Source organism: Marinimicrobium locisalis (assembly GCF_039822625.1).
In the GTDB taxonomy this organism is placed as follows: Bacteria; Pseudomonadota; Gammaproteobacteria; order Pseudomonadales; family Cellvibrionaceae; genus Marinimicrobium; species Marinimicrobium locisalis.
In genome coordinates, this window is the sequence record NZ_JBDLLG010000024.1 from 57,945 (window position 1) to 83,068 (window position 25,124).

The window sequence follows — 25,124 nt, forward strand, 5'->3', positions numbered from 1 at the left end:
GATCAATATTTAATCAAACAACCTGCTCCTCTGGGCCCTGATGGCACGAACAATTGGGCTGGAAGTCATCAAAGTGCGGGGAACCACTACCCACGGAACTGTGGGTCCACTTATGGCTGGAAGGCTCCTCAAAACCACTGATCCAAAAAGCCAAAAATAACGACCCACTTCAAACTCTAATACTGGGGAGGCAAACCGTTAATCTGCCTGCTACGAAGGCTTTCGGACGAAGCGGCGCAACAGCACCGGCAATAAGGTCAGGTCAGACACCAGTGCCATTAACATGGCTAGGCTGGAGAGCACCCCGAAATAGACGCTAGGCAAGAAATCCGAGAACACCAGCAGCGAAAATCCGACGATAATAATCGTAGAGGTAAACAGCACCGCGTAGCCAACGGAGAAGTTGGTCCGCTTGACCGCCGCTTCCGGGCCGCCCTCTTCGATCTCTTCGCGATAGCGATGCATATAGTGAATGGTGTCATCCACCGCTATGCCCATGGCAATGGAGGCAATGGTAATCGTCATCAGATCCAGAGGAATGCCGACCCAACCCATAACTCCGAGCACGGTAACGGTTGACAAAATATTCGGGGCGATACCGATCAGCGCCATGCGCAAGGAGCGGAACAGAAGCAAAAAAGCCAGCGTTAACAGCACGTAAACTATTGCCAACGACAATACTTGGGACTTAAACAGCTTTTGTAGAACGTCCTGATATAACACGAACAAGTTGGTCAGTTCATAGCGTTCTTCCGGTACGCCCAGCTCCTGAAGCTCCGCGCGAATGTCGGCCAGCAGTTGGTCCCGGTCTAACCCTTCGGTGGTATCCTGTATGCGAATACTGATTCGGGCCTGTTGCGTGTCGACATTGAAATAGGAACCAATTAACTCTTTGCGCAACGCTTTATCCACCGTCCAATAGACGGCTGTCAGTTCGTACTCCGTTAACGGTTTGTCATCGTTGATCTGTCGCCCCAGCTCGGTGAAATTTACAATGGACAACGTCTTTCCCACCGCCTCGTGCTCATTCAACGCTTTCTGAATGCGCTGGAGCTGTTGGACGGTGTCGGCGGTAATAACCAAATCCTCTTCTTTGGCCTGCTCCTCCTCGGAGATGCTGTAGACGAGGTCCATGGGCGTAGAGCCGCCCAGTTCGCGGTCAATAAATTGCAGCTCTTGATGCACCTTGGTGGAATCGCGAAAGTAATTAATAAAGCTATTCTCCACACTCAGCCCGAACAGCCCCGCAATCGCCAGAGCCCCCAGAAGCATGCAGGCAATCACCGTGCTTCGGCCCCGGTGAAGACTAATATGGTTAAACCCCCGAAGCACGGCAGTGGAGAGTCGGGACTCCCCCGCGGGCGCTTCCTTACCAAACAGGGCCAACAGGGCCGGAAACAATACCAGGCTCACCGCAATCGATAACCCCATGGCGATAATCATCATCCAGCCGAAAGCGATTACCGGCTGGATGTCAGTCACAATCAGGGAGGCAAAGCCAATGGAAGTGGTAATACCGGCATAAAGGCAGGGGCGCACCTTTCGGGCGAATGTTGCCTGAATCAGCTCCTTGTGGCTCCAGTCCTGATGGGCCCCGCTGTACTCGCGGTACTGCACGATCAGGTGCATCACAATGGCCAGGGTGAGAATCAGCTGCAGTGCGATAAAGTTCGCGGAAATCACCGTGGCCTTGAGCCCGAGAAGCCCCAGCAACCCCACGGTGCAAACAACGCTGGCCGCGCAGCACAGCACCGGAATCAGAACCCAGCGCCAGCGTCTGAACAAGATGAACAACACGGCGCAGATAATGGCGGCAATAGCGCCCCCAAAGACCACCAGATCGTTGGTGATGATGTTGATCAGCTGGTAGCCGAGTACATGCACACCGCCAAGATAGAGGTCGGCGTTGTCCTCATACTTCTTGATCATGCCACGGATGGCTTCAATCTCTTGGATTCTTCGCTCGTCGAGCTTCTTCTCGATAGGCGCCGCCTGCCTCTCCAGCGACTCAAGTTTCTGCTCTTCGGCCTCCGTCAAAGTCCCGTTAAGTCCCTTCTCCTCCAGAGCGATAATCTGGCGGCTGATTTTTTCCAGTGCTTGGTTGGGGCGGAATAGCACCTGTATTGCCGTGGCGGTCTGGTCTTGGTTGATGACCAGGTCTTCATAGATGGGGTGCCCCGAGAAGACTTGTTTCAACGCCTCCTTGTCAAAGTTCTGCTGTTCAATAGTCCACTGGGAGGCTTCTACTTGAGTCAAGTTACCGCCGGCCAAAGTTAGCAACGGCACATTCAGGATCGAGCGGACCGACTCCACCCGCTCCAGTTGCCGGAGCTCATTACTCAGGGCGCGCAGATCCTCAAAAGTGGCGTCCGAAAGCACCGGGTGAGCCGTGGGCTTGTAGGCCACCAGCAGAAACTCCTGGGGGGAGAACCGCTCGGAAGCGACCCGGGACTTCACATAGAGCTCGTTGTCCCGAGTCAGGAGCGTATCGGCCGAGGCATCAATTTCAAACCGGGTGGCCTGCCAGGCCAGCGCCGCGGTCACGATGAGAAAGAAAACCAGGACGGTTTTGGGGTAGCGGGTCAGAAACTCGGCGACACGATTATTGGTAGTCGGCATCGCGCTGGACCCCTTGTAGGTACAGGTTGCGGAAGTAGATGTAAGGGTCCTCGCTCTTCTCGCGCAGCGTGTTGTAGCGATCCGCCCCAGACGCACTATTCTGCAAATAGTCGAAGCTCTGGATCATAAAACGTTCCGGGTTTTCTGTTAGATGAAAGACCGGGTTCAGCGCCACATCCATGAGCTCCGAGGGCGCGCTGCGCAGATCCGAGCCCCCCAGGAAGGGTATAACGATATACATACCATACCCCGCGCCGTAAGAAATCAAGGCGTCCTCCAGGTGAGCTTCGGCACGCTCGATGCCCAGCCAGGCATCCGCCGTATCGAAAAGCCCCAGCACACCGGTAGTAGTGTTCATGCCAAAACGCACAATGTTATCGCCGGCCGCGCCGAAGTCGAGCTGGAGCAGGTTACCGACAAGGTAAATCGGAGTTTTTAGGTTGTAGAAGAAGTTGTCGATGGACCGCCTCGCAGGCGAGGGGACGACCGCCACATAGCCATTGCTCACGGGAATGAGCAAGTACCGATAGGTCACATCATTAAAGGCGAAGACGGCGCGATTGACGCCGATCAGAGGGTCGTTGTAGTCGGTGTATTCCACCACCGTGGGCTCAATGTCGTCATCCGATCCGTTGCTCGGCTCGGTCTCGTCGGCCTGCCCTGCGCCGGATTCGCTTTTCGCCTCGGGCCGCTGGTCGGAGTTGGCGCAACCCACACAAACACTCAGCAGCAAACTGGCCACCAGTAGCGCCCGCCCAAGGTATTGGCGCGGTGGGTGGCTGTTGGGGCCCTCTTCCATGCTTCGCGTCCTTTGAATGGCACTCATGCACTGTCTCCCGCAGCGAAATGGCTGTGTCGCACTGGCTCCGTGACCGAAGCCGGGGGGTGGGTACTTCGAGGCGACTCAAGCCGTTCGGCCAGATCGCCAACCCCCTCCTTTGTTCACTCTACCCTCTGAATAGTTCCATCGCAGCTGAATTGCAAATACACCGCCAAGGCACGGAGCCGCCGCCCGGCATCCACTCACGGGCGGCCCGCCCCGCGGTCCTAACCCCTACACTCTTAGAATGGAGCGGTACTGCGCCACATCCACTGTAAACCCGGCATTGTCCTGCAAATAGAGCCGCAGGCGGTCCGCGGCCTCCGGTTCGCCATGCACAAGCTGTATAGAGGTGCCGGGCTTAAGCTCGGAGGACTTCAGCCAACGCTCCAAATCCAAGTAGTCGCCGTGCCCCGATAAGCCGTCCAACTTAGCCAAGCGCGCCTTGCACGGGTAGTACTCACCGTGAATTTTTATCGACTTATCCCCCGCCAGCAGACGAGCCCCGCGCGTGCCGCCAGCCTGATGGCCTGTGAGCAGTAACGTATTGCGGTGGCCGGGAAGCAGCCGCTTCATATGATGAAGAATGCGCCCACCGCTAATCATGCCACTACCGGCAATAATAATATGCGGATAGTTGAGCTCGGCCAGGGCTTTGGATTGCTCCACACTGTGAGTATAGGTCACCGCCTTCATCATGCGCGCGCAGTCCGCATCGCTCAAGCGATGCTGGTCAGCATACTGGTGATAAATGCCCGATACATCAATGGCCATCGGGCTGTCGAGAAATATCGGCAGTGTGGGAATACGGCCCTCGTCCATCAGTTTCGCCAGCATATGCTGCAAGGCCTGGGCCCGACCCACGGCAAAGCTGGGCACCATCAGCACGCCACCATTGTTAACCGTTTCGTTGACAATGCGGGCCAACTCTTCCCAGGTATCGGTCTCGGCATGACGCCGGTCGCCATAGGTGGACTCAAGCAGCAGGAGGTCCAGCGCCGGCAGCGGCGCGGGCGGGTACATGAGAATATCCTCAAACCGCCCCACATCACCGGAAAACCCAATGCGCTTGCCCTCCGCCTCCACGATAATGCTGGCCGCCCCAAGAATGTGGCCGGCGGGTTGGAACCGTATGCGGATATCCCCGACGGTAAATACTTCCCCGAAATTAACTTGCTCGAACAGCGTCAGGCACTCCTCCGCTGTTTGCCGATCGTATAGGGGCTCGGGGTTTTCATGCTTGCTCAGTTTGTGCCGCCCCAGAAAACGGGCATCTTCCTCCTGAATATGGCCGCTGTCGGGCAGCAGTATGCCGCACAAGTCCCGTGTGGCCGCGTGGGTGTATACCGGGCCACGGTAGCCCTGCTGATACAGCCTGGGAATGTAGCCCGAGTGGTCCAGGTGGGAGTGGGTGAGCACCACGGCATCCAGAGCGTCAATATCAATCGGCAACGCCTCCCAGTTGCGTTTGCGCAGCCACTTGTACCCTTGAAACAAACCACAATCGATCAACACTTTGGTCGTGCCGCTTTCAAGCAGAAATTTTGAACCGGTAACGGTCTCGGTTCCTCCCAGAAAAACAATGTTCATTGCGACTCCTCACCCGGCCTGCGGGAAAGCGATAAAAATGCCATTTTCAGTGTTGTTTGCCCGGTACTTTTAGGGGATGTTGCCCAAGGTGATACTGAATAGGACCCACGAGCCAGGGGCTCAAGTCCACCACGTTGGAGATATGGGGAACCGAGTTGGCCGTGATCAGGCGGCGAAGCCCCTGGTGACTCAACGCCTGCTCAACGCCGTCGGCAAAAATTCCGTGCACCGCCGCACAATCAACGTGCGCCATACCGCTCGCCTGCAACGAGGCCAACGCTTTCAATACGGTATGCCCACTGCTGATGACATCGTCAACAATCACGGCCGTACGCCCACGGTAGGCGGCCATATTGGGCAGTGTGACCACCACATCCCGGTCGCCCCGTCGTTCCTTGCGGCCCACCACAAACGGCTGGCCAATACGCTCAGCGATGACCGATACCCACTGTTCGCTCTCACTGTCCGGGCCCACCAACACGACGGGCTCCTCATGGGTTTTAAACCACTGAGCCAACGCCGGCGCCCCCTGAACCACCGTGGAAGGAATGGAGTAAATTTCATCAAGGGTATGGTAGCGGTGTAAGTGCGGGTCCACCGTCACCAACCAGTCCACCTGCTCCGACAACAGGGAGGCAAACAATCGTGAAGTGACCGCCTCGCCCGGATGAAAGCGGGTGTCCTGGCGCATGTAACACAAGTAGGGCGCCACCAAGCCCACCGAGCGGGCTCCCAGTTCTCGCAGAGTGCCCGCCAGAAAAGCCAAGGGCAAAAATTTGGAGTCCGGATCGACCAGGTTGGCCAGTATCACGCAATCGCGTCCTTCAACCGGGGAGGCCACGCGTAAATAGCTTTCGCCATCGGGAAATTGGCGCTGCTCAATGGAGCCGGCTTCGGCCCCCAAGGCCTCGCATAGGCCGGCGAACAATGGCAATTCGGTATCCAGTGCAAACAGCATTGGCCTCATTCCGCCGCCCCCTCCATCACAAACATATCCGGGTTTTCTTCATAAAACGCCAGAGCGTAATCCAGCTCGCCGGGAGTACCGGCGTACAGTGTGGCCAAGGGCTGGCCCCGGGTTATCACGGCCCCGGTTTTCACATGCAGCCTTAATCCCGAGGCCGGAGACTCCGGCGCTCCGGCAAGCTTAGCCAAGCGCGCCAGGCGTCGGTTGTCCACGACCTTCAGCACGCCCGCCTTGGTGGCCCACAGCTCGGTTCGATGGGCGGCGGAAGGGATGGCCTTAAGGCCCCCCTGCGATTGACAAATACGCTGAAACTGGCGCCAGGCGCGGCCGGAAGTCAGAATGTCCCGGGCCTGTTCGAGGGCCTGCTCCAATCCCTCGCCCGAGGCCATCGCCAACAGGTTGGCCGCGAGATAGACCGAGCGCTCCGTCAAGTCCACGGGGGCGGTGGGGCTATTCTTCAACACCGCCAGCACATCCCGCGCCTCCTCGGCCGGGCCTATGCCATTGCCCACGGTTTGCGAGCCATCGGTTATCACGCAGCGCAGGTGAAGGTTCAAAGCCGCCGCCACGGTATAAAACCGATGGGACAGGTGCTCCGCTTGCGCGCGATTTCTCACCTTGGCGGTAGGCCCCACGGGAATGTCGATCAGTATGTGAGTGGAGCCGGCGGCAATTTTCTTGGACAGCACCGAAGCCACCAGCTGCCCCTCACCGTCCAGATCCAAAGCCCGCTCCACCCGAATCAACAAATCATCCGTGGGGCTCAACTTGACCCGCCCGCCCCAGGCCAAACAAGCGCCGGTTTCATGCACCGTTTTCTGCAACTGCGCCAGATCCAGCTCCACTTCCGTGAGCACTCCCATCACGTCGGCGGTGCCGGCCGGGGAAGTAATGGCACGGGAGGAAGTTTTGGGCATCAGCAAGCCCGCCGCGCTGGCAATGGCGATGACAATCGGCGTGGTCCGGTTGCCCGGCAAGCCACCGACGCAATGCTTGTCAAACACCAAGGGGGCATCCGGCCACTGTAGCTGATTGCCCACCTGGACCATGGCCCGAGTGAGCTCGACCACTTCGGCTCCGCTTAAACGGTCACCGGCGCAAGCGGTCAGGAAACAGGCAATTTCAATGTCTGAGTAACGCCGCCGGCTGATGTCCTCAACCACTGCCCTCAACTCCCCTGCGCTGAGTTCATGGCCGTAGACCTTCTTGCGCATTGAGCTCAGTGACGGCACCACTGGCGCATGGCCGACATTCACCGCCTGCCCCGCACTCAGCTCCAGGTAGCGCCAGGCGCTCACCGAAAAGCCGATCTCTCCGGGGGCCAATGCCTGCCCCGTAACGATGTTCAACGTCGCGATAATGCTTCGCTCCCCGGCGCGCACCTTCAGCCGGGCGCTGGCGGTAAAGCCTTCGGAAAGACAGACATCACAGTCACGGCGCATATACACCACGGACTCTTCATGGGTATCTATTCCCATCTCGGTCGCCTTCAGTGGTGCCACCGGGGCGCTACTCACCAGAATCTCCCTTGGAGTCCCCACCGTGCTGGTGCTTGCCGTGCATAAACAAATGCATTAGCGGGCAGAGAAGAAAAATTGCATAGGGCAAAAAATAGACGATATGGTCGCGATGCTCGACCAATAAGTAGTAGGCCACGGCGGCCGCTAGCGCCAACGTCACCAAGCCCCGCCCGCTCATACAAAACGCTTTTACTTTGGACATGTTGCCACCTCGAATGAGCGCGACTAATCGGTCGCATTACCGGCACTTTGTGCCGTCTGCTTAAACTGACGCTTTAACAGCAGTGAGTTACCAATCACCGACAGCGAACTGGCGGTCATGGCCACTACACCAATCATCGGGTGCAGCAAACCGATGGCGGCGATGGGTATGGCTGCCAGGTTGTAGCCGCTGGCCCAGATAATGTTGTGCACAATTTTCTGAAAAGTGGCGCGGGACAAATGCATGGATTCCACCACCCCGGTTAACTCACCGCGCACCAGGGTGACATCCGCCGCTTCGATGGCAACATCAGCGCCGGCGCCAATGGCAATGCCCACGTTGGCCTGTTTCAGGGCCGGCGCATCGTTAATCCCATCGCCCACCATGGCCACGTAGTTGCCGTAGCGTTCTTGCAGCTCCCTGACGGCATCCACCTTGCCCTCGGGCAAAACGCCGGCCTGGACTTCATCGATGCCCACTTCGTCGGCCACGGCGCGAGCGGCGCGCTCGTTATCGCCGGTAATCATGACCACGTGCAGGCCCAGCTCGTGCATACCTCGGATGGCCTCGACGGACTCCTTCTTAATGGTGTCCGCCACGGCAACAATGCCCCGGACCCGGCCGTCCACCGCCACAAGCACCGCCGTGCGGCCGCGCCTTTCCAGATCCGTCAGGTCTTTGTCCAGCGCCTCCAGACCGCTAACGCCCTCTTCCTCCAGCAGCTTGCGGTTACCGATTAGCACCGTTTCCTCCCCGACTTTGCCGGAGACGCCCCGCGCACCGGTGGAACGAAATTCCCGCACCTCGCCGGGCGACACATCGCGCTCGCGCGCTCCATCGACAATGGCGCGGGCAATGGGGTGCTCGGACGCATTCTCCACCGTGGACGCCCACTGCAATAGCTGTTGCTCTTCCACTCCTTCGGCGGCCACTACTTCAGTCAGCTTGGGCTCGCCCCGGGTTATGGTGCCGGTCTTGTCCAACACCATGACTTTGATGTCTTTAAACGTCTGAATGGCTTCGCCGGAGCGGATCAGAATACCCCGTTCCGCGCCGATGCCCGAGCCCACCATCAGAGCCGTGGGCGTGGCCAGACCGAGCGCGCAGGGGCAGGCAATAACCAGCACCGCAACGGCCGCCAGTATCGCCAGCACCGGAGTGCTTGCACCCGGGTCGACCCAGGGCAGAAAGCCCGCGCCCCATTCCAGGATGGGGCGCAAGCTGTCCGCGGCCAGCAACCACGCCACCAGACTGCCCAACGCAATCAACAGCACAATGGGCACAAAGCGTCCGGTCATGCGATCGGCAAATTCCTGAATCGGCACCCGGGAACCCTGGGCTTGTTCCACCAGCTTGATCACTTGCGAGAGGAAGGTATCGCCGCCCACCTTGGTGGCCTTGACCCGGAGGCGCCCCTCCTTGTTGATGGTCGCCCCGATCACGCTGTCGCCGACGCTTTTGTAGACAGGAACCGATTCGCCTGTGGCAATGGATTCATCCAGATGGCTTTCCCCTTCCATCACCTCGCCGTCGGTAGGCACCTTGTCCCCCGGGCGAACCACCATAATATCGCCCGGCTGCAGTTCCTTAACCGACACCTCCCGTTCCTCGCCGTCGCGCTCGACCCGAGCGGTTTTCGCGCCCATGGTCAATAGCCGTCGAATGGCCTGGGAGGCGCGCCCCTTGGCTTTGGTTTCGAGATAACGACCCAGCAGATGGAAGGTCATAATGGTGGCCGCCATCTCGATAAACGAGGTCATGGGGTAGACGAAACCCACCAGGCCGATGAGGTAGGGAGGCAGGCTGCCCATGGAAATCAGCACGTCCATATTGAAGGTGCGGTTGGTCAGGGACCGCCACGTAGACCGGTGGGTCGCCGCCCCGCCGTAGAGAAACACCACGGGGAAAGCAAGCACGGCGATGATCGCCAAGTACCCCGGAATGGGCTGCCAGAACATGTGCGGCATCATCAGCAGCATGATTAAAGTCGTGGGAACCGCCGCAATCCACAGCCGCTTTTTGGCCTGGTTCAGGTAGGCCTCTTCTATCTCGGCATCGCCCTGTTCATCGCCGTCCTCTTCGCTGCCGGTTTCGAACGCTTGAGCCACATCGTAACCGGCTTTCTCCACCGCCTGCCTGAGTCGCTCGGCATCGGGCCCACCCTCACTCAGCGTGACATGCACTTTATGGTTGGCAATGCTGGTGTCGATACGCTCAACGCCTTCCAACCGCTGCAGCGACTCGCGCACAATGCCGGCGCAGTGGTCGGAGCCCATGCCGGGAACAACCAGTTGGACCGTTCGCGCGCCACCGCTTCCGGCACCGGGGGAGGTGGCCGAGGCGACGTCATAGCCCGCCTTCTCCACGGCGGAACGAATATTATCCAGACCCAGGCGCTGGGAATCATACCGGGCGTCCACCCGGTGGGCGGCGATGTTGGTGTTCACCTCGCCCATACCCTCAAGCCGCTTGAGGGAGGATTTGACGATGCCCGCGCAATGGTCCGAGCCCATACCCGGCACCACCAGACGCGCGTGAGCCATATTCTCTTCCGATTCGGTACTCATGCTATTCGCTCTCCGCGACGATAAACTGATAGAGGTAACCCATGCTAAACCTTCCTCTAACTGGAAGGTCAAGGCCGACGCCACCACCCCGCCAGCAGCGGGGTTTTAAGTGCACACCGCTAAGGACAAGCTAAGGCGGGGGAAGGTTAGAGGTCCTGCATTCGCCCGGTCTGGCGCACCAACCGCATGGCCTCATGCTCTTCCATGTCCAACAGCGAGCGCAGCAGTCGGTTGGCTTCGGGAATCTCGGCTTTACCTGCAAGGTCCCGGTACAGATCAAGCACTTGGCGGTGCAGGTTAAACACTTCCCGGCAGATGTCGTCGAACCCGAGCTTCGCATAGGGGGCATCGCAGGTTTGGTGGGTCTTTATCGGTCGGTGGGACAGGTAGTCGTAGACGTAGGTGTGCATCACCTTCGGGTCGGCCTGATCTTCAAATAGCTTGACCACCTTTTCCAGTTTGTCCTCATGTTCGGACAAGTAATCCAGTAGCGCCCTGGCCCGTTCTTCTTCGTTCTGGGTCGCGCAATGGGCAAGGCACTTGGACAGATGGCCGTGCAGCTGGCGGGTCCAATCGATAAGGTCGGAGAAGGTTCTAATCTCCATGTCTGGCTCCTTTTTTTGGGGCTGGTTTTTGGGACTGGTGTCAATAACGGTAAACCTACATAACACCAGTCTACGTCCCAACCAATGAACCGATTTTGACCCATGTCAAACAAAGGAAAGGAGCCGAACCTTATTGTTATAAGTGCCCCCTAACCCCGGTCCAACAAACTACGCAAGTCAATCAGTGCCGCGTTGGCCCGGGAGAGGTACGAGGCCATTACCAGCGAGTGGTTGGCCAGCACGCCAAAGCCACTGCCATTGAGAATCATCGGGCTCATGACCGGTTGTTGGGTGGCTTCCAGTTCGCGGACGATTTGGCCGAGGCTGACACGGGCGTTCTTATCATCGAGCACGTCGGCAAATTCGAGTTCCGCAGCTTTGAGCAGGTGGATCATGGCCCAGGCGGAGCCTCGGGCTTCGTAGTAAACGTTATCCAGTTCGGTCCACGGGGTTTCGACAAGCACTTCGTCGGAGCCGGTTTCTTCGGCCTCCCCCATCGGGGTGGGCAGGTCGGTATTCAGTCGGCGTTGGCCAACGCTTGCGCTTAACCGCTGGGACAGGCTGCCCAGTCGGGTTTCCACCGTACTGAGCCAGTACCGCAGGTTGTCGGCTCGGGTGTAAAACTCGGCGTTGCCGTCTTCCACACCGGTTAAACGATCCAGATAACGACGAGTGTATTCAATGCCCTCCCGATATTGGTTTTCCGTGGCGGGCATAATCCAGCTGCCGGTATTGAAGTTGAAGCGGGATTCGGCCATTGCCAAGTCCTGGTCCTCGCTGGATTGGGTCTGCGAGCGACTGAACGCTTCGCGCATGGCCTTGCTGGCATCACGTACCTGAATCACCACGCCGTACTCCCAACTGGGCATGTTATCGAGCCACACCCCGGGTGGGGTAATATCGTTGGTGAGGTAGCCACCCGGTTTGTCCAGCAGGGTTTCCGCCACGTTGATGAGCGTCGCGGTCATGACCGCCCCGCGCTGGCGTTGTCCGCCGCGCTCGTCCACTTCGGCGGCGACGCCCTCGCGCACCGAGAAAAAGTCGGGCGTCATGCTCCAGTAGATGCCCACGATCAGGGCCACGAGCAGATAGATCACCACCACGGCGGCGCCCACCCGCACCCATACACCGGAACGCGACACATCATCCCGGGTGTCGGCCATTGAGTCTCGAACTTTTCGTTGGGTCGCTACCCACAGCTGTTTGGCTTTTGAGAGTGGCATGGTGACTTCCTTACCTTTCGGCGCTGATAAATGGGCTTGGATTGGATGTTAGATTAATGATGAGGGCGGTCAAACACGCTGACGGCGAATGCCTTCACCGGCACCTCTGCGCCTCCCTCGAAACTCAGTGTTAAGTGTAGCGGGTCTCCGGTGCGGGGGCGCCGGTCCAGATCAAACAGCATAATGTGGTGGCCGCCGGACTGAAACCTCAGAGTCCCTTGAGCGGGCACGGTCACGGACTCCACCGGGCGCATTCGCATCATGCCCTCCACCATTTGGTGGCTATGAATTTCCGCCCGCTGGGCGAAGGCCGCCGTTACCCCGGTCAGCGTCATGGGCTTATCCGAGGTGTTGCGCAACAGGAAATAGGCGGAGGTCGTGTTCTTGCCCGGCAAAGGCACACGTACGGTAGCATCGACCACCTCCAGGGGGGAGGACGACTGGGCCTGGACCGGCGCCGGAAGGCCATAGGCCAAACACAGCGCCAATAACAGCCCCAATAATAAATACACCCGACGAATTGCCATAACTCAATCTCCTTAAACAAAGTGGCGTGCGGTAAAGGGCCCCCTTACAAGGGCGGTTGCAGTTCGATGCGCGGCGGCGATCCGATCTTGATATCCCCCCGCAGCACCTGCCCCGAAGCACCTTCGCGCATTTGTTGATAGATCCAGCGCCCTTCGGCGTCGGTCCGGCTGATGATCAGCACAAACTCTCCCGATTCGCGGACTCGCCGGGCCAGAGCGTGCAGCTTTTCCACCAAAGGGTCGGCCCGTTGGCGCAGCAGTTCCGGGTTGACCGAAATAGTCTTGCCCTCTTCGCTCAATGCTTCGGCATTCGCCATTCGCTCACGCTGAGCCCGCAGATTTTGCCGCATTTCCTTTACCAGAGGGTTGCCCGGGTCCACGGTATCCGCCAGTTCGAGATACCCCCGCGCCTGCGTCAGAGCACTGCGGGCAGCGGCGGAACGGGCCAGATCCAAATAGCGCAACGCAATGGCCTGCAAGCCGGAGCGCGCCCGGGTATTGTCGGGATCGTACAGTAAAACGGCCCGATAGCGGTCATGGGCATTATCGCCGAGGGGAGAGAGCAGCCGATCATGGGCCAGGGCGTTGTCGGCCTGGTTAAGCCACCGCTCGATTTTCTCGGCCCGGGTCTGGGCCGGTTTGGGCTTCGGAGCAGGGGCCTCGGCGGTCGCGGACGGTGATTCCTCGGGGGAGGTGGTGGCAGGCTCGGTCGCACACCCACTTACCAAGAGGCCGGTCACCAGCCCGCCCGCCACACGCCAGCCCGTTGGCCAGCACTTTGTAAGGTATCGCTTCATAGTTCCGTCAGTGGCTCCACTGTTCCAGTCCAGACCCTTCGTTTTAACCTGTGACTCCCCGTGAGATGGCCAATGGGAGAGCCAGTTAGCAGTTTTTGGCGCCCCATCACGTTACACTGCCGGCCAAGGCCCTGTAGCCGAACTTTGTAAACGCCTCGGGGTCGGAGCGAAGCACACGGCTTACGCGGAATTCATGATACTCTTTTAGTCATGATATTTGGCAACGACAATGTCACCCAACCCGGACTGAATCGGCACATGCGCTCTCAACACTTATTAACACCTTTTCGCCTAATCCTTCTGTTGGCACTGCTGGTCGCCGGCGGCCCCCTGTGCGCTCAGGACCTGCTCGGGGGCCAAAGTAACAACAGCGGCCAGAGCCTACTGGGCGGGGGCGATGAATTTCTTCCCGTGGAAGAGGCGTTTCAGCTCGAAAGCCGTTACTACGACGGCGAACTGGTCCTGCGCTGGGAAGCCGCTCCCGATTACTACCTCTATAAGGAACGCTTTGGGTTTAGCGCCAATCCACAGCCGGAGGGGTTCACGCCGGTATTCAGCAACAACACCGTCGAGAAGTACGACGAGTACTTTGAAAAGAATATGGACGTTTATTACGGCCACGCCACGGTGCGGGCCACTATTGCCGAGGGTGCGGAACCCTTCACCCTCGCGGTGGAATCCCAAGGCTGTGCCGATGCGGGGCTGTGCTACCCGCCCCAAACGGACTATTTGCGCGTTGACCCCTCGAAGGGGACAGTTTCCGTGGCCGCCGCCCCTCCTTCTTCCGCTGCCCCCCCCGGGGGCCCGGGGAGCGGCGTTAGCTCCGCTGCAGAGTCCCAAGCCCCCGGCTGGCTTCCCTATGCGTTGGGGCTGGCGCTACTCGGCGGCATTATCCTGAACCTGATGCCCTGCGTCTTCCCGGTGCTTTCGATCAAAGTCATGAGCCTGGCTCAGGCGGACCGCACCCGCATGGGCCTACACGGCTGGGCCTATACCGCGGGCATTGTGGCCTGTTTTTTGGTATTCGGTCTGGCCCTTTTGCTTGCCCGAGCCGGGGGCGAGGCCATTGGCTGGGGTTTTCAGCTCCAGTCGCCGCTGCTGATTGCCGCCTTGGCTTACCTGTTCTTTGTAATGGGGCTGAGCCTATCGGGGCTGGTCACCATCGGGACCCGTTGGATGGGCGTGGGCCAAAACCTGACCCAAAAGGGCGGGCTTAGCAGCTCCTTCTTTACCGGCGTATTGGCCGCCGTGGTGGCCAGCCCCTGTACCGCACCCTTTATGGGGGCGGCCCTCGGCTTTGCTCTGACTCAGCCCGCCCTGGTCAGTTTGAGCATTTTTGTGGCGCTGGGGCTGGGAATGGCTTTGCCGCTGCTGGCGCTGTGCTATATCCCCGCTCTGCTTCGCTACCTGCCCAGGCCCGGCCCCTGGATGGACACCCTGAAGCAGCTGCTAGCCTTTCCGCTGTACCTGACCTCAGTTTGGCTGCTCTGGGTCCTGGGGCGCCAGGCCGGCGCAAATGCGGTCGCGGCGGTCGGGGTCGGCGCGGTGGCCATCGCCTTTGCCGGCTGGCTACTGACCCGCCAGCCCCGCTCCTCCATCGCCCGCTGGAGCCGCTATAGTTTGGTGGCGTTGGCCTGGATCTCCGCCCTGCTACTGCCCTGGCAAACCCTGAACTCCGATGCGGAGGAAAGCCAATGGGAGCCCTACTCCCCCGACCGTCTCGCCGAATTGCGCCGTGAAGGCGAACCGGTATTTGTTAACTTGACCGCCGACTGGTGCGTCACCTGCCTGACCAATGAGAAAGTGACCCTAAGCACCGATGAAGTTGAATCGGCCTTTGACCGTTTGGGAGCCACGACCTTAAAAGGCGACTGGACCCGGAGGGACCCGACCATTACTGCCTTGCTGGAAGAGTATGGACGCAGCGGCGTCCCGCTTTACCTCTGGTTTCCCGCCAACCACAGCGGGCCCGGAATCGTTTTGCCACAAATTCTGCGCAAAAGTAACTTGCTGGCCATCCTGGACGCCCCGGAACCGTCAAAATTAAGCCAAAATTAAAGACGTTCGAGACATTTACGGGAAAGTTGGCCCATCCTCTGCTATCTTGTAGCAAAGTCACCGCGTTTGTCGCGCAAAATAGCGATCCGGCTCCATCTGTCACCTGAACGAACGCCTCTTTCATCCAAATATCAGGGCGAACGTCTGCCATCTTGCCGCTATATGAGGTCAATTAGGCAAAAACTCGGCTAGACCGTGGACACTGTTGCTTTTTTGCGGCAAACTCGCCCCATAAAGTGATAACGCTCGCATTGCAGCCAAACGGGATTGATATGGCAACCATTCTGGTTTTACACGGCCCCAACCTAAACTTGCTCGGGGAGCGCGAACCCGGCATTTACGGTGCCCAGACTCTGGATGCCGTCAACCAGTCCCTTACCGAGCAGAGCCGAAGTGCCGGCCATCACCTGCTCACCCTGCAGAGCAACGCCGAATACGAGTTGATCGACCGAATCCATGATGCCCGCCACGAGGGCGTGGACTTCATTCTGATTAACCCGGCCGCGTTCACGCACACCAGCGTGGCATTGCGGGATGCCCTGCTCGGCGTAGCCATTCCCTTTATTGAGGTTCATTTGTCGAACGTGCACGCGCGCGAGCCCTTTCGGCAACACTCGTATTTTTCCGACGTCGCCCGCGGCGTTATCTGTGGCTTCGGCCCACAAAGTTACGAGTTGGCTCTGGCCGCAGCCATTCGCCAACTCGAACAGACACAGTAACCGCTCCCACAGGGCTCGGTTCCACCATTCATCCGTTGCTTTAAGAGAGGCCCCAATGGATATTCGCAAAATCAAAAAACTCATCGAATTGCTTGAAGAGTCGGATATCGGCGAGCTGGAAATCAAAGAGGGCGAAGAGTCCGTCCGCATCAGCCGCAACAACCCCCACGCCCACTACTATGCCAGCGCACCGGCCCATGCGCCCGCGGCACCCCCCGCGCCCGCTCCGGCTCCGGCCGCCAACGAAGGCGACTCGGGCTCCAGCGCGCAGGACACCAGCCCCAGCGGCCACTCAGTGAAATCGCCCATGGTGGGCACTTTCTACCGTTCGCCCAGCCCCGGCTCGGCCGCCTTCGTGGAAATGGGTCAGCACGTTAAAGTAGGCGACGTCATCTGCATCGTGGAAGCGATGAAAATGATGAACCAAATCGAAGCGGATAAAGCCGGTGTGATTGAAGCCATATTGGTGGAAGACGGCGAACCGGTCGAGTTCGATCAACCCCTGGTCACGATTGTATAGATCCAGCACCGAGGATTTGGTTTATGTTTGAGAAAGTGTTAATCGCCAACCGCGGCGAGATTGCCCTGCGCATTTTGCGCGCCTGCAAGGAAATGGGCATTAAAACCGTCGCGGTTCACTCGGTTGTGGACCGGGACCTGAAACACGTGCGTCTGGCGGATGAGTCGGTCTGTATCGGCCCGAACCCCTCTCCCCAGAGCTACCTGAATATTCCCGCGATTATCAGCGCGATGGAAGTGACTGATTCGGTGGCCGTGCATCCGGGTTACGGCTTTCTGGCCGAAAACGCCGACTTTGCCGAGCAGGTTCAAAAAAGCGGCTTCGTTTTTATTGGCCCCGACCCCGACACCATCCGCATGATGGGGGACAAGGTTGCCGCGATCTCCGCCATGAAAAAGGCCGGCGTCCCCACGGTACCGGGCTCAGACGGCCCCCTACCCGCGCAGGACCGTGAAAAATGCGTGGCTATGGGTAAGCAGGTCGGCTACCCGGTTATCATTAAGGCAGCCGCCGGCGGCGGTGGGCGCGGCATGCGTGTGGTGCATACCGAAGCCTCACTGATGAACTCCATTCACATCACCCAAAACGAAGCCAAGTCCGCGTTTGGTGACGATACGGTGTATATGGAGAAGTTCCTGCAGAACCCGCGCCACGTGGAAATCCAAGTGCTTTCCGATGGTCAGGGCAATGCCATTCACCTGGGCGACCGGGACTGCTCGCTGCAGCGCCGTCACCAGAAAGTTATCGAGGAAGCGCCAGCTCCGGGTATTCCGGATGATGTTCGCAAGGAAACCGCCCAGGCCTGCGTCAACGCCTGCATTAAAATGGGCTACAAAGGCGCGGGCACCTTCGAATTCCTGTATGAAGACGGTAACTTCTACTTTATTGAGATGAACACCCGTATTCAGGTAGAGCACCCGGTCTCGGAAATGGTGACCGGTATCGACATCATTAAAGAACAGATTCGCGTCTGTTCCGGTCAAAAGCTCTCCATCAAGCAAGAAGATGTGATCATTCGCGGCCACGCTTTCGAGTGCCGTCTCAACGCCGAAGATCCGAAGACCTTTATGCCCTGCCCCGGCAAGGTCAAAGACTTCCACCCCCCCGGTGGTTTGGGCGTTCGGGTGGACTCCCACCTGTACAGTGGCTACTCGGTTCCGCCGAACTACGACTCGATGATTGCCAAGATCATTACCTACGGCGAAAACCGGGAAGAGGCACTGAACCGGATGCGCCACGCGCTGGATGAAACCATCATTGATGGTATCCGCACCAACATCTCCCTCCAGCAATGGCTTGTACGGGATGAGGAGTTCCGCAAAGGCGGGGTCAACATCCATTACCTGGAGAAGAAGCTGAACAGCTGACCCCATGCCCTGGCTACAACTGAAACTGACCACGGACCGCGACAGCGCCGACCCGCTGGAAGATCTCCTTCTGGCGAGCGGCGCCGTGTCCGTCACCCTGGAAGATAATGCTGACCAACCCATCCTTGAGCCCGCCCTGGGAGAAACCCCTTTGTGGGATCAGGTGCGGCTGACGGGGCTGTACGACGCCGACATCGACACCACCACCGTTACCCAGCGTTTGGCCCAGGCCTGGGGTGCCGAGCTACCCGAGCATTACTGGGAACAGCTGGAAGACAAGGACTGGGAACGGGAGTGGATGAGCCACTATCAGGCCATTCGCTGCGGCGAGCGCCTGTGGATTTGCCCCAGCTGGCAGGAGCCACCGGAGCCGGACAAGGTCAACCTGATGCTGGACCCGGGGCTGGCGTTCGGGACCGGCACCCACCCCACCACCTTTCTGTGCCTGCAATGGCTGGATGAGCAGCCGGTCGAGGGGTTGGACCTGGTCGATTACGGTTGCGGCTCCGGTATTTTGGGCGTCGCCGCGCTGCTGTTGGGTGCCCGCCGAGTCACCGGTGTGGATATCGACCCTCAGGCGCTGCTGGCTACCCAGGCCAACGCCAGCCGCAACCACCTGGCGGACGATGCCATGCCGGTTTACCTGCCGGAGCGCTGCCCGGCGGTGACTGCGGATATCATGCTGGCCAACATCCTGGCGGGGCCGCTGGTGAAACTGGCGCCCACGCTCCAGGCGAAAACTCGCACTGGCGGTAAAATCTGCCTCTCTGGTATTCTTGCCAATCAGGCCGAAACGGTGATGGCCGCTTACCGCCCCTGGTTTGATTTCGACCCGGTGGCGGAGCGCGAAGAATGGGTGCGCCTGACCGGCACCAAAGTTCGCGACTGAGCCGTCCCCACGAGGAGATAACCCCGACATCATGGCACCGACCAAAATGGTGACTCGCTGCCCGCAATGCGGGACGTCTTTTCGCATCACGCCCGCGCAATTGCAATCGGCGCGCGGCGCGGTGCGTTGCGGTGCCTGCCTGCATATTTTCAAGGCACGGGATCACTTGGTGGGGGCCGAAGCCCCGGCGAGCGAATCCGCCCTGGTCCGCAAGCCGAACCAACCCCCAAAAAAGGCGGCGAAACCGCCCTCCAAGCAAGCGCCAAAGCCGAGCCACTCGACGAAGGCGCCCGCTAAAGCCGCCGCACCGACCAAGCGCTCCACCCGAACCGTTCCGCCCTCGGCCAGCACGGCAAAACCGAAAAACGCGCCCAAGCCCCCTCCTTCGTCGAAGGCCTCCCCTGGGAAGTCCACTTTGCGTTTTGACCAATCGTTGATTGACGAGGAGTCAAACCAACTGGAGGACGACGACTTCCTAATCAGCGATGACATGGGAGAGCCCCGCCCCAAAAAAACCGAGGACCCCTTCGGCGTCGGCGAGCAGGTAAAGAGCTCGCACTCGCTGTTCGATCGCAACCCGAACAAGCCCGAGGAAGCGCACCGGGACGAGACGGACGAGTCCTGGGCCATGAACCTGCTGGAGGAGGAAGAACGCAGCGCCGATATCAACGTGACGCGCCGGGAAGAGGAACCGGACGCCTCCAGCTTCGAGCTGATGGACGAGCCCTCGGCCCCTCCCACGCGGGAGGAGGAAGAGGAAGCTCACATTCACTTCCACCTGGAAGGGGCGGACGAGGAAGAGACCTACCAGATGGAGCCGCTCAGCGCCCGGGACCCGGAGCGCTCCGCCCTGCTGATGAACATCGACCCCGAGCCGGTCGAGATGGACTGGATGCACAAGCACCCCCACCAGAAAGCCCCCCGGCGCTGGCTCTGGCCCGCTCTGGCGGCATTTTCCCTGGTTTTGCTGGTGGTACAGGTGGCGTGGCTGCAATTTGACCGGCTCAGCCGCCTTGAGCCCTACCGCTCGGTTTACAGCGCGGTTTGCCCCCTTCTGGGTTGCGAACTGCCCACCCTGGTCGATCGCAGCCAGATACGCGCGTACAACTTGGTGGTGCGCAACCACCCGGAACGCGACGGGGCTTTGATCGTGGACGCCATTCTGCTCAATACTGCCTCTTTTAATCAACCCTTCCCCGACCTGGTACTGGAGTTCAGCGCCCTGGGAGGGGAGACCGTTGCGGCCCGTCGGTTCTCCCCCGGAGAGTACCTTTCGGGGGAGCTGGCCGGGCGGGCCATCATGCCGGCCAACCAACCCGTACACTTGACGCTGGAGCTGGTGGATCCGGGTAAGAACGCCGTCAACTACCGGGCTTACACTCCAGAATAATCCCTGAAACAGAGCGACCGCTCAATGTCGCTCTGCATAACCTGCGGTTAAAAAAACACCAATTTTGCCGATTTGCTCGTTTCCAATCCGAAGCCAAACGGGTATCATAGCGGACCTTTTCCGGGGCTGCTCCGGGGCCCTCGGCCCGGGTCAAATATCAGTCATTCAGAACCTCGATAAAGGGCGTTCGCGTGTTTCAGATAGGTCCCCATCAGATCGACAGTCAGGTGATTCTCGCCCCCATGGCGGGTGTGACGGACCGCCCGTTTCGGCAACTTTGCCGGAAACTGGGGGCCGGCCTGGTGGTCTCTGAAATGGTGACCTCGGATGCGAACCTCTGGCACAGTCGCAAAAGCCGCCTACGGCTCGACCACACCGGAGAAGCCGAGCCCATTTCGGTGCAAATCGCCGGGGGAGACCCCGAAATGATGGCCGAGGCGGCCCGGCTGAACGCGGACAATGGCGCCCAGATTATCGACATCAACATGGGCTGCCCGGCAAAAAAGGTCTGCAAGAAAGCCGCCGGCTCCGCCTTGCTGAGGGATGAACCGCTAGTGGCGGACATTCTTGAGGCAGTGGTCGGCGCGGTGGATCTTCCGGTAACCTTGAAGATCCGCACCGGCTGGGACCGAGACAACCGCAACGCCGTGCGCGTTGCCCGTATGGCCGAAGACATTGGCATTAGCGCCCTGGCCGTTCACGGCCGCACGAGGGCCGACCGATACCACGGTGAGGCGGAGTACGACACCATTGCCGCCGTGGTGGATGCGGTGCGCCTACCCGTATTCGCCAACGGCGATATCGACACCTCGCACAAGGCGCGGCAGGTGCTCGAGAAAACCGGCGCTCGGGCCGTTATGATCGGCCGCGCCGCCCAAGGGCGCCCCTGGATTTTTCGGGAAATGGACCACTTTCTCCGATATGGAGAACGGCTCCCCGAACCGTCTCTGGTTGAGGTCAGAGACATTCTCAGCAGTCACTTGCGTGAGCTTTACGGTTTTTACGGCGAATTTATGGGCCCTCGCATCGCTCGCAAACACCTGGGTTGGTATTTGCAGACGGTGCCCGGCAGCGAGCCTGTTCGCCAGGCATTCAACCGTATGGATAACGCTCAAGAACAACACGCCAGCGTTCTGCGGTATTTTGAACAGCTGATAGAAAGAGAGGATCAAGCGGCATGAACACAGCACAGAACTTTTTGGCCGAAGCCCCCACGGATGAGCCCGGCCAGCCCCAGAACCTGACCAACGGCCAGTCCCTTCGCGGCTGCGTCGAACAGGCCATGGAAAACTACTTTCAAAACCTCGACGGTCAGCCCGTCAGCGATGTATACGGCATGGTGATGGCGGAAGTGGAAGCGCCCATGCTCGAAATCGTGCTCAAATATACCCGTCACAACCAGACCCGCGCCGCCCAGGTTCTGGGGCTGAACCGCGGCACGCTGCGCAAGAAGCTTAAGCAGTACGACTTGCTATAACCGAACAATCCCGAATTACGAGGGGGTGGTAAAACCACCCCCTTTGCATTTGTACCACCACCTATTTTGACCAAGTATTTTCTTTAACCGTCACTGGGGGACACTCACCAACCATGACCAACGCCAGCCATCTCGCACCTGTGAACCGAGCGCTTATCAGCGTTTCAGACAAAACCGGCATTGTGGACTTTGCCCAGGCCCTGAACGAGCGCGGAGTGGAGATTCTATCCACCGGCGGCACTTTCCGCCTGCTCAAGGACAGTGGCATCCCCGCCGTGGAAGTGTCTGACTACACGGGGTTCCCCGAGATGATGGACGGGCGGGTAAAAACCCTGCACCCGAAGGTCCACGGCGGTATTCTCGGCCGCCGCGGGCAGGATGAAGCCGTCATGGGCGAGCACGGCATCGACGCCATCGACATGGTGGTGGTCAACCTCTACCCCTTCGAGCAAACCGTGGCCAAGCCCGGCTGCACCCTGGAGGACGCGGTGGAGAACATCGACATAGGCGGCCCCACCATGGTCCGTGCGGCGGCCAAAAACCACGCCCACGTCAATATTGTGGTAAACGCCGGTGACTACGCCCGGATTCTGACGGAACTGGAAACCCACGACGGTCACACCACTTACGAAACCCGGTTTGACCTCGCCATCAAAGCCTACGAACACACGGCAGCTTACGACGGTGCCATAGCCAACTATTTTGGCAAAAAGGTCGAAGGCGGCAGCGAGCACTTCCCGCGCACCTTTAACAGCCAGTTCCTGAAAACCCAGGAAATGCGCTACGGTGAAAACCCCCATCAAAAAGCGGCGTTTTACGTTGAGAAAACCCCGTCCGAGGCCAGCATCGCCACCGCCACTCAGTTGCAGGGCAAAGAGCTGTCCTACAACAACGTGGCCGATACCGACGCGGCCCTGGAGTGCGTGAAAAGCTTTGACCAGCCCGCCTGCGTCATCGTCAAGCACGCCAACCCCTGCGGCGTGGCCACCGCCGGCGACCTGAAAGCCGCTTATGACCTCGCCTTCGCCACCGACCCGGAATCGGCCTTCGGCGGTATTATCGCCTTTAACCGCGAGCTGGATGTGGAGACGGCCAAGGCCATTGTCGAGCGTCAGTTCGTGGAGGTCATCATCGCGCCAAGCGTCTCCGAAGCAGCCATCGAAGTGGTCAGCGCGAAGAAAAACCTTCGCCTGCTGGCCTGCGGCCAGTGGGGTGCGGAGCGCGCCGCCGGCCTGGACTACAAGCGCGTCAATGGCGGGTTGCTGGTGCAGGACCGGGACAGCGGCATGGTGGGCGAAGCAGACCTGAAGGTAGTCACCAAGCGCGCGCCCGGCGAGCAGGAAATCCGCGACCTGCTGTTCGCCTGGAAGGTGGCGAAGTTCGTGAAGTCCAACGCGATTGTCTACGCCAAAAACAACCAGACCGTGGGAGTGGGTGCCGGTCAAATGAGCCGCGTGAACTCCGCGCGTATTGCCGGCATCAAGGCCGAGCACGCCGGGCTGGATGTAAAAGGTTCGGTCATGGCTTCGGACGCCTTCTTCCCCTTCCGCGACGGCCTGGATAACGCCGGCGCCGCAGGCATTGCGGCGGTGATTCAACCCGGCGGCTCCAAGCGCGATGAGGAAGTGATCCAGGCGGCCGATGAGCACGACATTGCCATGGTCTTCACCGGCATGCGCCACTTCCGGCATTGATGATACCCAACGGCGGATGCGCTTTGCTCCGAAACGTCGAACCGGTCCGCTCTAAGCAGACCACGGTAGCGGGCGAATAAGCCGAAGGCGTATCCGCCACAACCCAAGCTAATTTCAACTCCAAAAGGTCAACAACATGAACCTACTGGTCATCGGCGGCGGCGGGCGCGAGCACGCCCTCGCCTGGAAAGCGGCTCAAAGCCCTGAAGTGAATACCGTTTTCGTCGCCCCGGGCAATGCCGGTACGGCACTGGAAAGCAAGCTGGAAAACGTCGCCATCGACGTACTCGACTTCCCCGCTCTGGTGGACTTTGCCCAGAAGAACACGGTCGCCCTCACCATCGTTGGCCCCGAAGCACCGTTGGTCGAAGGCGTGGTGGATTACTTTACCGAGCGGAACCTGCCCTGCTTCGGCCCGAGCAAAGGCGCGGCCCAGTTGGAAGGCTCCAAGTCTTTTACCAAAGACTTCCTCGCGCGCCACAACATCCCCACCGCGGACTACCAAACCTTCACTGAAGTGGCTCCCGCCCTCGCCTACCTGGACGAGAAAGGCGCGCCCATCGTAATCAAGGCCGACGGCCTGGCCGCGGGGAAAGGCGTCATCGTCGCTCAAAGCCTGGATGAGGCCAAAAGCGCCGTACGCGACATGCTCTCGGGCAACGCCTTCGGTGAGGCCGGTTGCCGGGTGGTAATCGAAGAGTTCCTAACCGGCGAGGAAGCCAGCTTTATCGTTATGGTGGACGGCAAAAACGTCTTGCCCATGGCCACCAGCCAAGACCATAAGCCCGTGGGTGAAGGCGATACCGGCCCCAACACCGGTGGCATGGGGGCCTACTCTCCGGCTCCCGTGGTAACCGATGACGTTTTCCAGCGCATTATGGACCAAGTCATCACCCCCACCGTGGAAGGCATGGCCGCCGAGGGCAACCCCTACACCGGCTTCCTTTACGCGGGCCTGATGATTGGCCCCGAGGGCCAACCCAAGGTCATCGAATACAACTGCCGCTTTGGCGACCCGGAAACCCAGCCGATCATGCTGCGTCTGAAGTCCGACTTGGCCGGGCTATGCCAGTCCGCTCTCGCGGGTAAGCTCGACCAAGCCAGCGCGCAGTGGGATGAGCGCGCCGCCGTGGGTGTGGTATTGGCCGCCGGCGGCTACCCCGACAGCTACCGCAAAGGTGATGAAATCACCGGCTTGCCCACCGAGGAGGCACCGGGGGAGCGCGTCTTCCACGCCGGCACTCAAACACGGGACGGCAAGGTGGTGACCAGTGGCGGGCGGGTCCTGTGCGCCACTGCATTGGGCACGACCGTTAGCGAGGCCCAGAAGCGGGCCTACACGCTTGCGGATCATATCCACTGGGACGGCGTCTTTTATCGCAAAGACATCGGTTACCGGGCGATTGCACGAGAAAACGAGAACCGTTAACCCCTCTTCAAGTTTCCTCCCGGCCCGCTCGCTGAGCGGGCTCGGCCGACTGGCGTCGTCTCTGCCAACTGCTATAATTCAGGCGGTGGCACAAAGGGTTCCTTCTCTAGAGGTTTGACCTTGGGCTTCCCCAAATCCTCTATC

21 protein-coding genes are annotated in these 25,124 nt (G+C 59.6%); 10 read left to right on the forward strand and 11 right to left on the reverse strand.

Translation table 11 applies throughout. From position 1 onward, the window contains the following. Positions 1–210: 210 nt before the first annotated feature. The 11 genes from AAE514_RS15145 to AAE514_RS15195 form a co-directional block, all read right to left on the reverse strand. Positions 211–2,619 (reverse strand): efflux RND transporter permease subunit, encoded by a 2,409-nt coding sequence (locus AAE514_RS15145; RefSeq protein WP_347332396.1) that lies wholly within the window; start codon positions 2,617–2,619, stop codon positions 211–213. After that, entirely contained in the window at positions 2,603–3,445 is an 843-nt protein-coding gene (locus tag AAE514_RS15150; RefSeq protein ID WP_347332397.1) for an MlaA family lipoprotein, read from the reverse strand. Before AAE514_RS15150 ends, AAE514_RS15145 begins: the two co-directional genes overlap by 17 nt. 228 nt (positions 3,446–3,673) lie before the next feature. Beyond that, the gene (locus AAE514_RS15155) at positions 3,674–5,029 is read right to left on the reverse strand and encodes an MBL fold metallo-hydrolase (protein WP_347332398.1); all 1,356 of its coding nucleotides are present in this window, start codon (positions 5,027–5,029) and stop codon (positions 3,674–3,676) included. Between the two features lie 46 nt (positions 5,030–5,075). Continuing rightward, on the reverse strand, positions 5,076–5,987 hold the full coding sequence (locus AAE514_RS15160) for a ribose-phosphate diphosphokinase (RefSeq protein ID WP_347332399.1): 912 nt from the start codon (positions 5,985–5,987) through the stop codon (positions 5,076–5,078). A 5-nt stretch (positions 5,988–5,992) separates the two neighbouring features. Further along, a complete protein-coding gene (locus tag AAE514_RS15165) occupies positions 5,993–7,513 on the reverse strand; it encodes a thymidine phosphorylase family protein (RefSeq protein WP_347332400.1) in 1,521 nt (506 codons plus the stop codon). Beyond that, positions 7,506–7,718 (reverse strand): DUF2933 domain-containing protein, encoded by a 213-nt coding sequence (locus AAE514_RS15170; RefSeq protein ID WP_430623906.1) that lies wholly within the window; start codon positions 7,716–7,718, stop codon positions 7,506–7,508. The genes AAE514_RS15165 and AAE514_RS15170 overlap by 8 nt, the downstream gene beginning before the upstream one ends. 23 nt (positions 7,719–7,741) lie before the next feature. Then, positions 7,742–10,285: a heavy metal translocating P-type ATPase gene (locus AAE514_RS15175; protein ID WP_347332401.1), complete on the reverse strand. Its 2,544-nt coding sequence runs from the start codon at positions 10,283–10,285 to the stop codon at positions 7,742–7,744. Between the two features lie 146 nt (positions 10,286–10,431). Continuing rightward, complete coding sequence (locus tag AAE514_RS15180) at positions 10,432–10,890, reverse strand: ATPase (RefSeq protein WP_347332402.1); 459 nt, start codon at positions 10,888–10,890, stop codon at positions 10,432–10,434. A 149-nt stretch (positions 10,891–11,039) separates the two neighbouring features. After that, complete coding sequence (locus AAE514_RS15185; protein ID WP_347332422.1) at positions 11,040–12,053, reverse strand: DUF2333 family protein; 1,014 nt, start codon at positions 12,051–12,053, stop codon at positions 11,040–11,042. Positions 12,054–12,166: 113 nt separating this feature from the next. Next, positions 12,167–12,640, reverse strand: coding sequence for a copper chaperone PCu(A)C (locus AAE514_RS15190; RefSeq protein ID WP_347332403.1), 474 nt, complete (start codon positions 12,638–12,640; stop codon positions 12,167–12,169). A 44-nt stretch (positions 12,641–12,684) separates the two neighbouring features. After that, positions 12,685–13,437: a hypothetical protein gene (locus AAE514_RS15195; protein ID WP_347332404.1), complete on the reverse strand. Its 753-nt coding sequence runs from the start codon at positions 13,435–13,437 to the stop codon at positions 12,685–12,687. 210 nt (positions 13,438–13,647) lie between these two features. On the opposite strand from AAE514_RS15195, the gene AAE514_RS15200 reads away from it, so the two are divergent. The 10 genes from AAE514_RS15200 (at position 13,648) to purD (ending at position 24,980) form a co-directional block, all read left to right on the forward strand. Beyond that, complete coding sequence (locus AAE514_RS15200; protein WP_347332405.1) at positions 13,648–15,495, forward strand: protein-disulfide reductase DsbD family protein; 1,848 nt, start codon at positions 13,648–13,650, stop codon at positions 15,493–15,495. Positions 15,496–15,767: 272 nt separating this feature from the next. Beyond that, positions 15,768–16,214: a type II 3-dehydroquinate dehydratase gene (aroQ, locus tag AAE514_RS15205; RefSeq protein ID WP_347332406.1), complete on the forward strand. Its 447-nt coding sequence runs from the start codon at positions 15,768–15,770 to the stop codon at positions 16,212–16,214. Between the two features lie 55 nt (positions 16,215–16,269). Then, the gene (gene accB, locus AAE514_RS15210) at positions 16,270–16,734 is read left to right on the forward strand and encodes an acetyl-CoA carboxylase biotin carboxyl carrier protein (protein WP_347332407.1); all 465 of its coding nucleotides are present in this window, start codon (positions 16,270–16,272) and stop codon (positions 16,732–16,734) included. 23 nt (positions 16,735–16,757) lie between these two features. Beyond that, positions 16,758–18,101: an acetyl-CoA carboxylase biotin carboxylase subunit gene (gene accC, locus AAE514_RS15215; RefSeq protein ID WP_347332408.1), complete on the forward strand. Its 1,344-nt coding sequence runs from the start codon at positions 16,758–16,760 to the stop codon at positions 18,099–18,101. 4 nt (positions 18,102–18,105) lie between these two features. Further along, complete coding sequence (prmA, locus tag AAE514_RS15220) at positions 18,106–18,990, forward strand: 50S ribosomal protein L11 methyltransferase (protein WP_347332409.1); 885 nt, start codon at positions 18,106–18,108, stop codon at positions 18,988–18,990. A gap of 31 nt (positions 18,991–19,021) precedes the next feature. After that, positions 19,022–20,380, forward strand: coding sequence for a DUF3426 domain-containing protein (locus tag AAE514_RS15225; protein WP_347332410.1), 1,359 nt, complete (start codon positions 19,022–19,024; stop codon positions 20,378–20,380). A gap of 191 nt (positions 20,381–20,571) precedes the next feature. Beyond that, entirely contained in the window at positions 20,572–21,561 is a 990-nt protein-coding gene (dusB, locus tag AAE514_RS15230) for a tRNA dihydrouridine synthase DusB (RefSeq protein ID WP_347332411.1), read from the forward strand. After that, the gene (gene fis, locus AAE514_RS15235; RefSeq protein ID WP_347332412.1) at positions 21,558–21,857 is read left to right on the forward strand and encodes a DNA-binding transcriptional regulator Fis; all 300 of its coding nucleotides are present in this window, start codon (positions 21,558–21,560) and stop codon (positions 21,855–21,857) included. Before dusB ends, fis begins: the two co-directional genes overlap by 4 nt. 113 nt (positions 21,858–21,970) lie before the next feature. Further along, positions 21,971–23,551, forward strand: coding sequence for a bifunctional phosphoribosylaminoimidazolecarboxamide formyltransferase/IMP cyclohydrolase (gene purH / locus AAE514_RS15240; protein ID WP_347332413.1), 1,581 nt, complete (start codon positions 21,971–21,973; stop codon positions 23,549–23,551). Between the two features lie 136 nt (positions 23,552–23,687). Next, positions 23,688–24,980: a phosphoribosylamine--glycine ligase gene (purD, locus tag AAE514_RS15245; protein WP_347332414.1), complete on the forward strand. Its 1,293-nt coding sequence runs from the start codon at positions 23,688–23,690 to the stop codon at positions 24,978–24,980. Positions 24,981–25,124: the final 144 nt, after the last annotated feature.

Bases quoted from the DNA above. Each gene is read 5' to 3' on its own strand.
- AAE514_RS15145 (WP_347332396.1), bottom strand. From the start codon at position 2,619: ATGCCGACTACCAATAATCGTGTCGCCGAGTTTCTGACCCGCTACCCC.
- AAE514_RS15150 (WP_347332397.1), bottom strand. From the start codon at position 3,445: ATGAGTGCCATTCAAAGGACGCGAAGCATGGAAGAGGGCCCCAACAGC.
- AAE514_RS15155 (WP_347332398.1), bottom strand. From the start codon at position 5,029: ATGAACATTGTTTTTCTGGGAGGAACCGAGACCGTTACCGGTTCAAAA.
- AAE514_RS15160 (WP_347332399.1), bottom strand. From the start codon at position 5,987: ATGCTGTTTGCACTGGATACCGAATTGCCATTGTTCGCCGGCCTATGC.
- AAE514_RS15170 (WP_430623906.1), bottom strand. From the start codon at position 7,718: ATGTCCAAAGTAAAAGCGTTTTGTATGAGCGGGCGGGGCTTGGTGACG.
- AAE514_RS15175 (WP_347332401.1), bottom strand. From the start codon at position 10,285: ATGAGTACCGAATCGGAAGAGAATATGGCTCACGCGCGTCTGGTGGTG.
- AAE514_RS15180 (WP_347332402.1), bottom strand. From the start codon at position 10,890: ATGGAGATTAGAACCTTCTCCGACCTTATCGATTGGACCCGCCAGCTG.
- AAE514_RS15185 (WP_347332422.1), bottom strand. From the start codon at position 12,053: ATGGCCGACACCCGGGATGATGTGTCGCGTTCCGGTGTATGGGTGCGG.
- AAE514_RS15190 (WP_347332403.1), bottom strand. From the start codon at position 12,640: ATGGCAATTCGTCGGGTGTATTTATTATTGGGGCTGTTATTGGCGCTG.
- AAE514_RS15195 (WP_347332404.1), bottom strand. From the start codon at position 13,437: ATGAAGCGATACCTTACAAAGTGCTGGCCAACGGGCTGGCGTGTGGCG.
- AAE514_RS15200 (WP_347332405.1), top strand. From the start codon at position 13,648: ATGATATTTGGCAACGACAATGTCACCCAACCCGGACTGAATCGGCAC.
- aroQ (WP_347332406.1), top strand. From the start codon at position 15,768: ATGGCAACCATTCTGGTTTTACACGGCCCCAACCTAAACTTGCTCGGG.
- accB (WP_347332407.1), top strand. From the start codon at position 16,270: ATGGATATTCGCAAAATCAAAAAACTCATCGAATTGCTTGAAGAGTCG.
- accC (WP_347332408.1), top strand. From the start codon at position 16,758: ATGTTTGAGAAAGTGTTAATCGCCAACCGCGGCGAGATTGCCCTGCGC.
- prmA (WP_347332409.1), top strand. From the start codon at position 18,106: ATGCCCTGGCTACAACTGAAACTGACCACGGACCGCGACAGCGCCGAC.
- AAE514_RS15225 (WP_347332410.1), top strand. From the start codon at position 19,022: ATGGCACCGACCAAAATGGTGACTCGCTGCCCGCAATGCGGGACGTCT.
- fis (WP_347332412.1), top strand. From the start codon at position 21,558: ATGAACACAGCACAGAACTTTTTGGCCGAAGCCCCCACGGATGAGCCC.
- purH (WP_347332413.1), top strand. From the start codon at position 21,971: ATGACCAACGCCAGCCATCTCGCACCTGTGAACCGAGCGCTTATCAGC.
- purD (WP_347332414.1), top strand. From the start codon at position 23,688: ATGAACCTACTGGTCATCGGCGGCGGCGGGCGCGAGCACGCCCTCGCC.